A 14,743-nucleotide genomic window follows, 5' to 3' on the forward strand; every position below is an offset into this window, starting at 1 on the left:
ACGCAGCCCGCAGAGCGGGTCCCTGTCCCCCCGGGGTGTGGCCGGTGCTCAGCCGTCCATCGGGAGTGCCTCGGCCAGGCGGCGCCACGCGGCGCGCGGCAGGTCGCGGAAGGGGTCGCCGGTCACCACCTGGATCGCGAGGTGATCGGCTCCCGCGGCCAGGAAGTCCGCGGCCCTCCCCGCGACGGCGTCGGCGTCCCCGAGCGCGAACACCGCGTTCACCAGCCGGTCGCTGCCGCCGTCGCGGAAGTCGTCCTCCCCGAAGCCCAGCCGGAGCAGGTTGCCGGTGTAGTTGGGCAACGTCAGGTAGAAACGGAGATAGCCGCGCGCGGTCTCGCGGGCGCTTTCGACGTCGGGATCGAGGACGACCTTCAGCTCGGGGGCGAGCAGGGCGTGCTCCCCCAGGATCTCGCGGGCCTGGGCGGTGTGCTCGACGGTGACGAGGTACGGGTGCGCGCCCGCGGCCCTGTCCCTGGACAGCTCCAGCATCCTGGGGCCGAGAGCGGCCAGGACGCGCGCCTGCGCGGGCACCGGATCGGCGGCGGAGTCCAGCGCGTCCAGATACTCCCGCATCGCGGAGTACGGGCGCGTGTACCGCTCGACGATGCCCTCGTGGCTCACGCCGAGTCCCAGGACGAAACGCCCGGGATACCGCTGCTCGATGGCGGCCCGCTGCGCGGCGACCTCGGCGGCCCCGTAGTCCCAGATGCTGAGGATGCCGGTGGCCACGGTGACGCGAGGGGCGGCGTCGAGCAGCGGTACGGCGTAGTCGACGGCCGGGCTGCCGCCGAGCCAGATGGTGCCGTACCCCAGTGCGTCCAGCTCGGCCGCCGCGTCGCCGAACTCGCCCATGTCGGCCGGGCCGTCGCCGCGCAACGCGCTCCCCCAGGCCCCGCTCCAGATACCGAACCTGCCCAACCGGCTGTGCCGCGGCATGACGACCTCCCTGAACGTAGACGGACATGTCTGCTGCCCCCCGGTCCCGCCCGCGGTACCGGGGCGCGGTCACCGGCCACCCGACGACACCGGCTCTCCCGCCTGCCCCTTCATCTCCACCACGTCCCACGGTCAAACCGGGCGGGCGCGCAGCGTGGCGTCCGGCTTCGCCGGCCGGAACCGGTGGTGGCTGGATTAGGGTGGCGATGCCCGTGTCGCACGGTTCATCACGACGCGGGGCGATCTCCCCCCTCACGCTTCACAGCCGAGGCCGAGGAGAGACCACATGTCCCGCAGCCACATCGCCGCCACGGGGTGCGTCCTGGCGATCACCGCGCTCACCCTGACGACCCTTCCGGCCGTCGCCGCGCGCTGGGCGGCGGACGCCGTCCCCGCCCCGGCACGTCCGCCCGCCGTCACCCCTTCTCCCGCCGTCACCGCCCCGGCACGTCCGCCCGCCGCCGCCCCTTCTCCCGCCGTCACCGCGCCCCGGCCGGGGGGCACCGTTCCCACCCCGGCGGCCGTCATCCCGACGGTCCTCACCCCGGTGGCGCCGCCCCAGAGGGCGGAGAGCACTCCCCCCGCGATAAACCTGCCGCCGGGCGTCATCGAGGCGCTCCAGCGCGACCTCGGTCTCACCAGGAGGCAGGCCGAGGCCCGGCTGCGCAACGAGATCCGGCTGGCACCGGTCGAGGCGCGGCTGCGCGAGGAGCTCGGCGGACGCTTCGCCGGCTCCTGGTTCACCGGGACCACGGCGCGGACCCTCGTGGTCGCCACCACCAGCGCCGCCGACATCCCGAGGATCGTCTCCGCGGGCGCCAGGGCCGAGGTCGTCCGCGCGTCGCTGGCGACGCTCAAGGCGGTCAAGCGGAAACTCGACGACGCCCTGCCCGCCCATCCGGCCGGGGGCAGTGTCCGCTACGTCGACGTGCGGAGCAACAAGGTCGTCGTCCTGTCCCGGTACGCCCCGGTGACCCAGAGCGTCGTCAAGTCCATCGGGGTGGACACGAACCTGGTCGTCGTGGTGGCCTCCGAGGAGGACCCGCGTCCTCGTACCGTCGGCGGTGGTGCCCTCGAAGCCGCTGTCGTGGTGGCCACCGAGGAGGAGCCGCCTCCCCTCCAGGGACGTTCCCCGCGCGTCCCGGAGCGTCCTTTGCGCGTCCCGGGGCGTTCCCCGCGCGTGGAGTCGCGCGTCCCCGAGCGTCCCCGGTACGACCTCAAGGGCGGTGACGCCTACTACATCGGTACGGGCCGGTGCTCCGTCGGCTTCCCGGTGACCCGCGGGAAGCGCAGGGGGTTCGTCACCGCCGGTCACTGCGGCAAAAAGGGCGACGTCACCACCGGCTTCAACCGGGTCGCGCAGGGAGTTTTCCAGGGCTCGACCTTCCCGGTCAGCGACTTCGCGTGGATCGCGGTGAACGACGACTGGGTGCCCACGGCGGAGGTGAGCACCGGCGGCGCGGAGACCACCGTGCCCGTCACCGGCGCCACGGTGGCCGTCGAGGGCGCCTCGGTCTGCCGGTCGGGCTCCACGACCGGCTGGCACTGCGGCCTCATCCTGCAGCACGACGTCAGTGCCGTGTACCCCACGGGGAAGCTGTTCGAGCTGACCCGTACCAACGTCTGCTCGGAGAGGGGCGACTCCGGCGGCGCCTTCGTCTCGATCGACCAGGCCCAGGGGGTCACCTCCGGCGGCTGGGGCGACTGCGAAACGGACGACACGGACACCGTCACCTACTTCCAGCCGATCCGCGAGATCCTCAAGGCCTACCGCCTCACCCTGATGACCGCCGCCCCCGCCCCGCCTCCTGCGTCCGCCCCGTCTCCGGTCCCCACTCCGCGGCCGGTCCCCGCCGTTCCGCTCCGATAACGGAGCGGAACCGGTAGCGAGACCGGTGACCGGTAGCGGGACCGATGACCGGTAGCGGGACCGATGACCGGTAGCGGGACCGATGACCGGCCCAGCCCGGCCCGGTGACAGGGCGGATCCGCCGACGGCCGGTCAGCCCGCGAAGAGGAGGAGCAGGCCCACCACCGTGTAGACCACCATCAGCACCAGGAGGGGAATCTGCCCGATGACGGCGGTCCGCCTCGGGAAGAGGGCCAGCGCGCGGTCGTGGGCGAGCACGGTGCCGAGCACGTGACCGATGACGATGACCGTCACCTGGAGCATCGCGATCCCGGCGGGGGAGGTACCGATCGCCTGGACGGTCCACCCCGCCGTACCGAGCCAGTTGCCTCCGTTGACCAGCGGGTCGGAGAGCAGCGAGATGGTCCGCTGGCCTTCGAGGAGGAGGAGCGTGTAGTAGTGGGCGACCACGTACCCGACGGCGATCGGGACCACCGCGTGGGCGAGCTCGCCCGCCGTCGTGCCCGGCTCCGCCGCGCCCCAGCGGCCGGCCAGCGAGGTCGCGCCACGGTACGCCGCGAGGACCAGCCCGATGACGACGAGCAGGCCCACCGTCCCCACGACCGGGGCCGGCACCGAGCTCTCCTGCACGAAGCGCACCCAGATCGGGGCGTTGGAGAGGCTGTCGTACATGGTGGAGCCGAGGAGCACCACCACCAGCACCGTCAGCCCCGGCACCGGCCGGAGCCCGGCCATCCCGTCGAGCGAGTTGCGCCAGGTCACGACGCCGTCGGGGCCTCTCACCACCGGGGCGAGCCGGCCGACGAGGGTGCTGTAGACCTCGAACGCGTCCGCGTGGCCGAACCAGCGCGACCCGAAGAGCACCGCTCCGCCGAGCATGAACACGACGTACACGGCGAGCCAGGCCCCGATGACGGGCAGGGTGGCCCGCTCGGGGGCGACCAGTTCCAGCCAGACGAACGCGAGGAGACCGGCCGCGGCGGGCCAGTAGCCGATCCCGCCCGGCAGCGGGCGCAGCCCGGTCTCGGGGTCGCGTCCGAGCCCCTTGCATGCCAGCAGGTGCAGCGTCCGCAGCGGGTTGAGGACCGGCCACACCGGTCCGAACAGCAGCGAGAGCGGCACCAGGCCGACCCAGAACAGGACGTAGAACACCCCCGCCGTGGGGTTCTCGACCCGGTCCGGGCCGAAGAGCAGGCCCACGCAGAAGTACGCCCCGGCGACGAGCCCGGCGGCGCGCCAGAACCACGGCCACGCCCGCGCGGACACGATCCCCTGGACCACGGAGGCGAGCGGGCGGGGACGGCGGAGTTCGCCACCGAGCCGAGGCTCGGTCCACAGGGCGCCCAGTGCCACGAACGACACCAGCAGGGCGAGGATCGCGCCGGTCAGCGCTGCCTCGAAGGGGATCGGCAGGTCCTGACGGCCGCCGATGCCGTGAGCGAGGAGCATCACGCGGGCCTAGCGCACCACGAGCTGGAAGAGCTGCAGCTTCGAGTCGTGGGTCTCGACCTCGAACAGACCGTCCTGGTCGGCGACGAACTCGATCGTCGCGGGGGTACCCGGCTTCAGGTCGGCGGCCTTGTCGTAGCCGTGCACGTGCGCCACGTCGGCCGCGTCACCGGTCACCGTGATCCGTACCGTCTGGCCCTTGGTCACGTCGATCCGCCCGGGCGGGGGCGTCACCTGCCGCCCGGCGATGGTCACCGCGATCTCCTTGACCGTCGAGGCGCCGGGGGCCGCGCTGGGCGAGCCGCAGGCCGTGGCCGTCAGCAGGGCCATCAGCAGGGTCGCGCCGAGCACGAGCACGGCGAACGGCGAACGGCGGCGGGCAAGGGGGGACGTCATGACTCTTCTCCTGGAGGGTGGGTGTCAGGCCGGCGTGGGAGGCGGCGAGCCGGCACGGTGGCGAGGACGGCGGATCGGTACGGGGACGGGATGGCGGGACCCCGGCGGGGCCCAGGGGGGACTGACAGGTGCGGGCAGGTACGGGCAGGTACGAACGGGTGCGGCAGGTACGAACGGGTGCGGGCGGGTGCGAACAGGTGCGGGCCGGGTCAGCGTCGCTTGGCGGTCTTGACCGCCTTGCCGTTCCGCGCCTTGCCCGCCGTGGTCGCGGGCCGGCCCGGGGGCTTTCTCCCGGGCGGCCCGGTGGAGCGCCGCCGGACCTCCGCGTCACGGGGGGACGGCCGCCGTGCCGCCCGGACCACCATGAACCCCACTCCGACGACGAGGAGGATGGGCAGCAGCCACACCGACAGGTCGAAGCCCGAGCCGGCCTGCGGCGCGTTCGAGGCCGCGGCCTGGGGTGTGGTCTGCGGGGTGGCCTGGGAGGTGGCGGGCACGGCCGGTCCGGCCGACGGCGCGGTGACGCCGGGTTCCGCCGGGTTGAGCAGCGCGGGGTCGGGCTCGTTCGTGGGAGCCTTCCAGCCCTTGGGCGGCCCGGACATCTTGCCCTTGTAGGTGAACTTGACCTCTCCGGTGACCTTCTCGCCGTCCGAGGCGACCGACACGTAGCGGGCGACGTACAGCCCCTGCTCCGGCCAGTACGCGACCGGGACCATCGCCGGGAACCCGGTGTGATAGAGGCTCGGCTGCCAGGTGCCGTCCACGAGGTTGTACTCGGTGACCGGCTCGTCGAGGCGCTTGGGCTCCCCGTGCGACCACGGCTCGTCGACGCGGGCACCGCTGGGGGTGGTGACGGTGAAGTACGCGTTCGGGGCGGGCTTCTCGGTGAAGTAGAGCGCGAGCGACTCCAGCGGCTCTTTCACCGTGCTGTCCTTGGCCGGCGTCGACATCGCGAGCTGGCCGTGCGCGGACGCGGGCGTCGCCAGGGCGGTCAGCGCGACGCCGGCGACAACGGCCAGTACGAGCAACTGGCCCAACCAGCGCGCCATCGCCACCCCTGCTCTCCACCGAAGGCCCGCAGGCCAAGGGAACCGCGGGCGATTTCGACCGCTCAAGGTCAATTCCCGTCGAGAGTAGCCGCTTTTGTCCCATATGAACAGAACTACAGTGCGTATCCAACGAAAGAGGGCCGCGGATTGTGAGCCCGCCGCCCCGCATCTCCTCCGCACCTGTCCCGCACCCGCCTCGCACCCGGCCCATGCCCCTTCCGCATACCGCTCCGCGGCGCGCACGGCGGATCCCCGGCCCTCGCGACCAGGCATGACAAGGCGCGATCAGGCGTGACCAGAGGTAGAGAGCGCTCTCAGGCTTTTTCCGACAGGGGTGTTGACCAAACTTAACATTCGCGTAACAGTGAAACCAATCGGTCTTTACGCTGCAGCGACGTTCGGCCGTCCTTCTCGTTCGCCCTGTGAGAGGTTCCGAATGAGCAACCCCCCGCGAAGAAAGCGCTCTCTCGGATGGATCTCGGTCATCGCCGCCGCCCTGGTGCCGACGCTGATCGCGATCGCCGCCCATGCCTCCGTACCGCCGACCCCCTCCGGGTGGTCCCTGGTCTGGAGCGACGACTTCAACGGCGGCGCCGGATCGCTCCCCTCGTCCGCCAACTGGATCGTCGACACCGGCCACGCCTACCCGGGCGGCCCCGCCAACTGGGGCACCGGTGAGGTCCAGCGCTACACCGACAGCCCCGCCAACCTGAGCCTCGACGGCGGCGGGAACCTGCGCATCACCCCGATCAAGAACGGGAGCGAGTGGACGTCGGGCCGCGTCGAGACCCGCCGCGCGGACTTCAAGCCCGCCGCCGGGCGCGTCCTGCGCATCGAGAGCCGCCTGCAGATGCCCAACGTCACCGGCAGCGCGGCCCTGGGCTACTGGCCCGCCTTCTGGGCGCTGGGAGCGCCGTACCGCGGCAACTACTGGAACTGGCCGGGCATCGGCGAGTTCGACATCATGGAGAACGTCAACGGCATCAACTCCGTCTGGGGCGTGCTCCACTGCGGCGTGAACCCCGGCGGCCCCTGCAACGAGACCACCGGCCTCGGCGCCAGCAGGGCGTGTCCCGGCTCCTCCTGCCAGTCGGCGTTCCACACCTACCGCTTCGAGTGGGACCGCGCCGTCACACCGAACCAGTTGCGCTGGTACGTCGACGGGCAGCAGTTCCACAGCGTGAGCCAGTCGCAGTTCGACGCCACGACCTGGAACAACATGACCGGCCACCAGGGCTACTTCCTGCTGCTCAACGTGGCCATGGGCGGGGCTTTCCCCAACGCGCTGGCCGGGCAGACCCCGACCGCCGCCACGGTCTCGGGACGCCCGATGCTCGTCGACTACGTGGCCGTATGGCAGAGCGGCTCCGGTCCCGGCCCCACCCCGACGATCACGCCTCCCCCCGGCGGGGTGGACGCCCGCTCGACCATCCAGGCCGAGCGCTACCAGGCGCAGTCGGGCACGTCGCTGGAGACCACCACCGACAGCGGCGGCGGGCAGAACGTCGCGCAGATCGGCAACGGTGACTGGCTGCGCTTCGACGGCGTGAACTTCGGCACCACGGCGGCCAGGCAGTTCACCGCCCGCGTCGCGTCCGGGGCGGCCGGAGGGGCCAGCGGGCTCGTCCAGGTGCGCCTCGGCAGCCCGACGGCCACCCCGATCGGCGACTTCGCCCTCGGCAACACCGGGGGCTGGCAGAGCTGGCGCACGGTCCCGGCCAACATCAGCGGCGTGACCGGGACCCAGACGGTCTACATCACCTTCAGCAGCGGGCAACCCGCCGACTTCGTCAACCTCAACTGGTTCTCCTTCGGCGGCTGACCCCCGGCCACCGGACCGACCGCGGCTTGCGCGCCCTCCGGGACGCGCAAGCCGTACCGCCTCAGTCGTCGACCCAGCCGTGGGACCGGGCGAACACCAGGAAGCGCTGCCTGACCTGCGCGATCTGCGCGCCCGTCAGCGTGGGCGCGTGCTCGATGAGCAGCTCGGTCACCGCGCCGCTGAAGGACTTCGCCGACAGCACGTCGCACACGCCGTCGTCGTCACCGAGCTGCTGCGAGGCGGCCAGGGCGACCGGGGGCGCCGCCGCCACGACCGGCCGCCGGACCGGCGGCGGGTCCAGGAGACTGACGGTCGAGACCTTCAGGCCGCGCTCGCCCTCCATGACCTCGTACTCCACCCGCAGGCCGGGCTGGACGACGTGACGGCTCTCGCCGAAGTCGTTGGCGTGGAAGAACACATCCTCGCCCCCGCCGACCGCGGCGATGAAACCGTACCCGCGTACCTCGTCGAAACGAAGGATCGTACCTACTGCCACAACAACACCACCTACACAGAGAATCGCACCGCTTCGCCGTCACCTTCCGGAACTGTCCGGACGGTGAGTCCGCCTGCCTGTCACACCGCGGACGACCCGATGCTAGACCGGACGGCCGACCGTGTCCCAGCCGATTCCACGACCTCACCCGCACCACCCCCGCGACACCGCTTCACGACATCGCTTCACGACACAGCTTCACGACACAGCTTCACGACACAGCTTCACGACACAGCTTCACGACACAGCTTCACGACACAGCTTCACGACACAGCTTCACGACACAGCTTCACGACACAGCTTCACGACACCGCGAACGGTCACCCGCCGGAACCGCCCCGCGCCGCGCGGGGAACCCGCCCCCGGTACACCGGCCGGACGGCGGGGATGCCAGGCTTCGAGTCCGTAGCCGTGCCGACCGAGGAGAGGCAGCCGATGTCCCCGTCACCGACGCCACCGACGCCACCGACCTACGACGACGTCCTGAGCGCCGCCGCCCACATCGCGCCGCAGGCCCACCGCACCCCCGTGCTGCGCTCGCGCCGGATCAACGAGAGCGTCGGCGCCGACGTGGTGTTCAAGTGCGAGAACTTCCAGCGGATGGGCGCCTTCAAGTTCCGTGGCGCGTTCAACGCGCTGTCGCGGTTCACCCCCGAGCAGCGGCGCTCCGGCGTGGTCACCTACTCCTCGGGCAACCACGCCCAGGCGATCGCCCTCGCCGCCCGGCTGCTCGACATCCCGGCCACGATCGTCATGCCGCACGACGCTCCGGCCTCGAAGGTGGCCGCCACCGAGGGGTACGGCGGGAAGATCGTCCGCTACGACCGCTACACCGGGCACCGGGAGGAGATCGGCCGCGCGCTCGCCGCCGACCACGGCCTCACGCTGATCCCGCCCTACGACCACCCCCACGTGATCGCAGGTCAGGGCACCGCCGCCAAGGAACTGTTCGACGAGGTCGGCGACCTCGACGCGCTCTTCGTCCCCCTCGGCGGGGGCGGCCTGCTCTCCGGCACGGCGCTGTCGGCCCGCGCGCTGTCACCCGGCTGCGCGCTGTACGGGGTCGAGCCGGAGGCGGGCGACGACGGGCGGCGGTCGCTGCGCGAGGGTTCCATCGTCCACATCGACACGCCGAAGACCATCGCCGACGGCGCGCAGACCCAGCACCTCGGCGCCTACCCCTTCGAGATCATCCGCCGCGAGGTCGACGACATCGTCACCGCCACCGACGCCGAGCTCGTCGACGCCATGAAGCTCTTCGGATCCGCGATGAAGATCGTCGTCGAGCCCACCGGCTGCCTCGGCCTCGCCGCCGTCCGCAACCCCGCCGCCGAACTGGGCGGGAAGCGGGTCGGCGTGATCGTCAGCGGAGGCAACGTCGACCTGGAGCGCTACGCGTCCCTGCTGGCCTCGTGACCGCCGCGCCCCAGGTCCCGGCCCGGAGAACCATCCGGACCCCGGCCCGGAGAACCGTCCGGAGCACCGCTCGGAACGCCGGTTCCGGGGACGCCTCTCGCGAGGCCGCGAGCGCGGACCAGGCCCTCCCCGCGAGAACGTCCCCGGAGCCGCCGATGTCCTCACCGCCGGACGTCGGGCTCCCGGCCGTACGACCTGGTAATCCGGCCGTACGACGTGGTCATCCGGCCGTACGGCCTGGTCAGCGGGCGGGGCGGTCGGCGCCGTAGGCCGGGATCGTGATCATCGGGGGGCGTTCGGCGACGGCGACGTCGCGGACGCTCACCTGGTGGCCGTCCGCGCCCCGGCGGAACTGGGCCAGGCGGGGGGAGGGCCGGTGCAGGGAGACCATCATGTTCTGGCGTTCCAGGCGCGACCACGAGGTCTGCAGGATCTGCGCGGCCATCCCGCCGAGCGCCTCCGTCGACTGGTGGGAGTGCACCCGGCGGCCCAGGTCGACCTGGGCCAGGGCGTCGAGACCGGCGAGGTCGAGCAGGTCGATCAGCAGGGCGAGCTCCACCCCGTAGCCGGTGACGAACGGGACGCTCTCCAGCACGGACCTGCGCCCGGCGTACTCCCCCGCGAGGGGTTGCACGAACCCGGCCAGCCGTGGCCAGTGCAGGTTGAGCAGGGGGCGCGCGACCAGCTCGGTGACCCGGCCGCCGCCGCTCTGCACGTTCCGCAGGGGACGGTCGTAGCAGCCCTTGACGTAGACCACCGCCGGGTCGGCGAGCAGCGGGCCGAGCAACCCGGTCACGAAGGACGTGCGGAACTCGCGCAGGTCGGCGTCGACGAAGACGAGCAGGTCGCCGGAGGTCGCGGCGAGGGACTTCCAGAGCGCCTCGCCCTTGCCGTCCAGTGGCTTGAGGTCGGGCAGGACCTCGTCCTGGGCGATCACCGTCGCCCCGGCCCGCGCCGCGCGCGCGGCGGTGTCGTCGACGGAGCGGGAGTCGATGACCACGAGTTCGTCGACGAGCGGCACGGCCTCCACGAGATCGCGGCGGATCGCGGCGACGATCTCCCCGACCGTCTCCTCCTCGTCGCGGGCGGGCAGCACGACGCTGATCGTCGTCTCCCCCTTCGCCGCCAGCAGCTCCGGCAGCGCCCAGTCGGCCGAGGATGAGGTGCGCCCGCGTAGCCACGCCTCGACCTCAGGTAGCACAACCCGTCCTTTCCATCACCTCGGTGGTTAGGGGTATCACCATATGTGGCGCCGATTCCGCACACCTACCGGCTCCCGTCCCCACCGCGCAGGTGGGAAGATCAGTCCAGTCCGGAACGAGGGGGAACGGCATGAACCCGGTAGCCGTGATGCGGGCGGCGCGCGGCGTCCGCGACGAGCTCGACAGCTTGATGGGCGGCGCCTCCGGCGAGCTTCGCGACCGGCTGGATCCGCTGCTCGCCGAGGCGGGCAACCGGCCTCCCGGGCAACTGGCCGACGCGGTCATCATGCTCATCGCCGAGTACGGCCCCGCCTGGGACCGGCTCACCACGCTGCTCAGCCTGGACCGGGGCGTCACCGCCGAGCAGGTGCTTCCCCTGCTCGCCCAGGGAACGGGCGCCGAGTCCGGCTCGCACGGGGGCGGGAGCAGCCTCAGTCCTCCGTCGCCGGGCGGCGCGGGTCCCACGCCGCCCTCCTGGGGCACGGCGCCGCCGAACGGCACGGACCCCTCCGGCTGGGACCCGGCCGACGCCCCGCAGACCGCCGCCTACACCCCGGACTGGATGCTCCCCGGCGCGGAGGAGCGGGAGCGTCCGGCACCCGGCCCCGGGCGGGCGTCGCGGGAGCGGGGCGAGGACCCGCGCGAGGGCGGGCACGACAACGGGTACGACGACCTGCCGTCCACCGGTGCCATGAGCGCCGACTGGCTGCGCCCCGACCAGGCCGCCGACCCCGCGCCCCCTGTTTCTCCTGCGTCCCCGCCGTTCCCGTCGCCGTTCCCCCCGCCGCCGTCCCCTGGTCCGCAGACACCCCAGTCCCTCTCCCCAGAAGCACCGGGAACGCCGGGAACGCCGGGAACGCCGCAAGCATCACAGGCACCGGAGGCATCACAGGCACCCCAGGCACCGCACGGGCCACCGTCACCGGCGCCTCAGGCCTCGCCGGTGCCGACCCCGCAGCCCCCGCCGACGCCGGCCGATCCGCCCGCCGGGACGCCGGCTCCCACCGGGGACCGGGGGCCCTCGGTTCTCGACCGGCTCACCGGCGCCTTCCGCAGGCGGCGCAAGGAGACGCCCGCCACCGCGCCGGGGCCCGAGTGGAAGGGGATCCCGCTGATCGAGTCCCCCGCCGAGGCGGTCGCGGGCTGGGGTGCCGAGGTGGCGATCGGTGTCGCGCCCGGCCAGGGACAGGACGGCACCGCGATACCGCGCGAGCCGCTCGACCTGGACATCCAGCTCGTCGCCGAGGGCTTCGACGCTCCCGGCGGGTGGCGGGTGCGGCTGCGCGCCGACGGGACGGCACCGTACCCGCGCGCCGCGGTCAACCTGGTCGCCCTCGCCCAGGAGGAGCCGGAGGTCTCCAGGCAGATCCAGGCGGCCTACGCGGTGCGCGGCCAGGTGATCGGGTTCGGCCTGCGCGCGATCACGGTCCACGGCTCGCCCGGCAGCCTGAGCGGGCACGAGGCGCTGGAGCCGGTCTCGGGCACCCCCATCCGCCCGTCCCTGATGGGCGAGCCCGCGGATGTCACGGCGATCATCGTCCACGGCGACAGGCCGGGGCGGCTGTGGTGGACCTACCAGTCGCCGCACTTCGTCACCCCCGACCGCGCCGAGCTCTGCGACCTCGGCACGCGGGCCTCGGAGTTCGGCGCGCGGCTGACCGGGCGGGGCCGCCTCTCCGAGGAGCTGGGACGGGAGGTCGGCTCGCGCGTGCCGTGGGGGTTCTGGGAGCTGCTGAACGCGGTGGCCGCCCGGGTGGCGCCGCGCCGCCCGAGCGTGCTGTTCCTCTCCCAGGAGCCGCACGTGCCCTGGGAACTGGCCGTGCTGGAGCAGCCGTACGACCCCTCGCTCCCCGGTTACCTGAACTGCCAGGCGGTGACCGGCCGCTGGCCCCTCGGCGGCCGGCGTCCCGAGCTGCCCCCGCCCTCGCACGCGCGCTCAGACCGCGTCGTGGTGGTGTCCGGCGAGGCGCGGGCGCATCCGCTGGTGACGGACCACGGCGCCACGCAGGTCTCCCCCGCGCTCGGCGACGTCCTGGGCGTGCTCGGCCAGGGTCCCGAGGTCGTCCACTTCACGGACGGCGGATCCGCGTCCGAGGCGCTGGGCCACGACCTGGCCGGGGCGCCGTTCGTCTTCCTGGAGGAGCCGGGGAACGCCCAGGCGTTCCTGCTCGCGGGCGCGAGCGCGGTCGTCGCCCCGCTCTGGTCCGCCGGTGGCGGTGCGGTGCCGGAGTTCTACCGGCGCTGCCTCGGCGGCGAGCCACCGGCCGAGGTGCTGCGGTCCATGCGCGCGCAGGACCCCGACGGCGCGGGCGCCTACCAGTTCCACGGCCACCCGTCCCTCACGCTGCACCGGACGGCCCCGCCCACGGGATGACGCCGGACGCCCCGCGGCGTGCTCCGGGCCCCGCGCGTTCAGCCCGCGGCGTGGCGCTCCAGGAAGGTGTAGACGTCGGCCTCGTCCACCCCGGGGAAGGACCCGGGCGGCAGCGCGGCCAGGATGTGGGAGTTGCCGCGGGCCGAGGGCCAGGCGTACCCCTCCCAGCGCTGGGTCAGCTCTGCGGGCGGGCGGCGGCAGCAGTCGCCGGTGGGGCAGCCGGACTTGGTGCGGGTGGTGACCTCCCGGCCGCGGAACCAGCGCGACTCGCGGTACGGGACGCCCAGGGTGATGGCGAAGTCGCGCTCGCGCGAGATGTCGACGTGGGCGAGGCAGAAGTAGGTGCCGGTGGGCGAGTCGGAGTACTGGTAGTGGACGGAGAAGCGGTCGGGTGACAGGAAGACCTGGCGCCCCGACCACTGCAGGCACATGCGCTGGCCCTCGATCGCGCCCTGCTCGTCGGCGGGGAAGACGATGCCGTCGTTCTCGTACGCCTTGTAGATGATCCCGTCGGCGTTGTTGCGGACGAAGTGGCAGACCAGGTCCAGGAAATTGGTGGCCAGGTTGGTGAAGCGGTGCGCGGCCATCTCGTAGGAGACGGCGAACACGTCGCGCAGGTCCTCCACGCTCAGCGCGCGGTCCTTCTTCGCCTCCCGCAGGTACGGCACGGCGGCGGCCTCGGGCACCAGGACGGCGGCGGCGAAGTAGTTGGCCTCGGTCCGCTGGCGCAGGAAGTCGGCGAAGTCGCGGGGCCGGTGGTGGCCGAGGGAGAGGTGGCCGAGGGTCTGCAGCAGGATCGTGCGCGGGGTGTGCATGCCGACTTGCTCGTGCTTGACGTAGATGCGCCGGTTGCGCAGGTCGGAGATGGAGCGGACGGTGCGCGGCAGGTCCTGGACCGTCTGGACGGTGTAGCCGAAGTGGTTGACGAGCGCCTGGACCGTGCTCTGCGACAGCGCGCCCGAGCGGTAGCCGACCGCGGCGAGCGCCTCGGCGGCGGCCTGCTCGATCTCCGCGAAGTAGTTGCCCTGCTCGCGCTGCTTGCGGCGGAGCTCGGCGTTGGCGGCGCGGGCCTCCTCGGGGGTGGCGGTCCCCCTGGCCTGGCGTGACCGCAGCTCGCCGTAGAGGCCGAGGATGTGTTCGAGCACGTCGTTGGGGACGCGCGCGGAGAGTTTCAGCCTGGCCAGGCCGAGCCCGGCGTACAGCGGGTCGCGCTGCGCCTCCTCCAGGGCCATCTCCAGCTGGGCCCGGCGGTTGGGGGCCTGCCTGCGCAGCAGCTCCTCGATCGGCACGTTGAGCGCGGCGGCGAGCGACTTCAGCAGCGACAGCTTCGGCTCGCGCTTGCCGTTCTCCAGCAGGGAGAGCTGGCTGGGCGCGCGGCTCACGCGTTCGCCCAGGTCGGAGAGGGTGAGGCCGCGCTGCTTGCGCAGGTGTCTCAGCCGCTGGCCGAACGCGATGAGATCGAGCTCCTGCGTCAAGGAAAGCGGTTCTTCACCCACCAAAGATGCCATGACCCGATGCTAAACGAAATTTCCGAGGAAATTTCATCTCCCGCCGGGTCGTCGGGCGGATGTCGCCCCACAGGACGCGCCCGGACGCCCGGCGCGCCCGGCGCGAGGCGGGCCCCGGTCCGGCGGCGCGGTCGGCGCGCCCGCCCGCCGGTGATCGTCTCCGCGCCGGAACGGATGCGCGCGTCCCGGCCCCCGGCATCCGGACACCTGATCCCGGCACAAGAA

Annotated in this window: 11 protein-coding genes; 4 read left to right on the plus strand and 7 right to left on the minus strand. The window is 72.8% G+C overall.

Annotation, left to right across the window (positions count from 1 at the left end):
- Window positions 1-48: 48 nt before the first annotated feature.
- Window positions 49-936 (minus strand): LLM class F420-dependent oxidoreductase, encoded by an 888-nt coding sequence (locus ABT053_RS40160; protein ID WP_350976755.1) that lies wholly within the window; start codon window positions 934-936, stop codon window positions 49-51.
- Window positions 937-1,222: 286 nt separating this feature from the next.
- Here ABT053_RS40160 and ABT053_RS40165 point away from each other — a divergent pair, with 286 nt between their 5' ends.
- A complete protein-coding gene (locus ABT053_RS40165) occupies window positions 1,223-2,806 on the plus strand; it encodes a S1 family peptidase (RefSeq protein WP_350976756.1) in 1,584 nt (527 codons plus the stop codon).
- Between the two features lie 132 nt (window positions 2,807-2,938).
- Here ABT053_RS40165 and ABT053_RS40170 read toward each other — a convergent pair whose 3' ends face one another.
- The 3 genes from ABT053_RS40170 to ABT053_RS40180 all read right to left on the minus strand — a co-directional run bounded on the left by ABT053_RS40170 (window position 2,939) and on the right by ABT053_RS40180 (window position 5,700).
- Window positions 2,939-4,255 carry a hypothetical protein gene (locus ABT053_RS40170; protein ID WP_350976757.1) on the minus strand — a complete coding sequence of 439 codons (1,317 nt, stop codon included), beginning with the start codon at window positions 4,253-4,255 and terminating at the stop codon, window positions 2,939-2,941.
- Window positions 4,256-4,264: 9 nt separating this feature from the next.
- Complete coding sequence (locus tag ABT053_RS40175; RefSeq protein WP_350976758.1) at window positions 4,265-4,651, minus strand: cupredoxin domain-containing protein; 387 nt, start codon at window positions 4,649-4,651, stop codon at window positions 4,265-4,267.
- 209 nt (window positions 4,652-4,860) lie between these two features.
- Entirely contained in the window at window positions 4,861-5,700 is an 840-nt protein-coding gene (locus tag ABT053_RS40180; protein ID WP_350976759.1) for a copper resistance CopC family protein, read from the minus strand.
- Between the two features lie 436 nt (window positions 5,701-6,136).
- Here ABT053_RS40180 and ABT053_RS40185 point away from each other — a divergent pair, with 436 nt between their 5' ends.
- Window positions 6,137-7,522: a glycoside hydrolase family 16 protein gene (locus ABT053_RS40185; protein ID WP_350976761.1), complete on the plus strand. Its 1,386-nt coding sequence runs from the start codon at window positions 6,137-6,139 to the stop codon at window positions 7,520-7,522.
- Window positions 7,523-7,583: 61 nt separating this feature from the next.
- Here the strand turns inward: ABT053_RS40185 and ABT053_RS40190 are convergent, their stop codons facing one another.
- A complete protein-coding gene (locus ABT053_RS40190) occupies window positions 7,584-8,018 on the minus strand; it encodes a cold-shock protein (RefSeq protein ID WP_350976763.1) in 435 nt (144 codons plus the stop codon).
- Between the two features lie 435 nt (window positions 8,019-8,453).
- Between ABT053_RS40190 and ABT053_RS40195 the strand changes: the two genes are divergently transcribed.
- Window positions 8,454-9,434, plus strand: coding sequence for a threo-3-hydroxy-L-aspartate ammonia-lyase (locus tag ABT053_RS40195; RefSeq protein ID WP_350976765.1), 981 nt, complete (start codon window positions 8,454-8,456; stop codon window positions 9,432-9,434).
- 241 nt (window positions 9,435-9,675) lie between these two features.
- Here the strand turns inward: ABT053_RS40195 and ABT053_RS40200 are convergent, their stop codons facing one another.
- Window positions 9,676-10,635, minus strand: coding sequence for a glucosyl-3-phosphoglycerate synthase (locus ABT053_RS40200; protein WP_350976766.1), 960 nt, complete (start codon window positions 10,633-10,635; stop codon window positions 9,676-9,678).
- A gap of 131 nt (window positions 10,636-10,766) precedes the next feature.
- Here ABT053_RS40200 and ABT053_RS40205 point away from each other — a divergent pair, with 131 nt between their 5' ends.
- Window positions 10,767-13,010 carry a CHAT domain-containing protein gene (locus ABT053_RS40205; protein WP_350976769.1) on the plus strand — a complete coding sequence of 748 codons (2,244 nt, stop codon included), beginning with the start codon at window positions 10,767-10,769 and terminating at the stop codon, window positions 13,008-13,010.
- 38 nt (window positions 13,011-13,048) lie between these two features.
- Here the strand turns inward: ABT053_RS40205 and ABT053_RS40210 are convergent, their stop codons facing one another.
- Window positions 13,049-14,518: a helix-turn-helix domain-containing protein gene (locus ABT053_RS40210; protein WP_502991967.1), complete on the minus strand. Its 1,470-nt coding sequence runs from the start codon at window positions 14,516-14,518 to the stop codon at window positions 13,049-13,051.
- Between the last annotated feature and the right edge of the window lie 225 nt (window positions 14,519-14,743).

This window comes from Streptosporangium sp. NPDC002524 (genome assembly GCF_040295985.1).
Lineage (GTDB): Bacteria > Actinomycetota > Actinomycetes > Streptosporangiales > Streptosporangiaceae > Streptosporangium.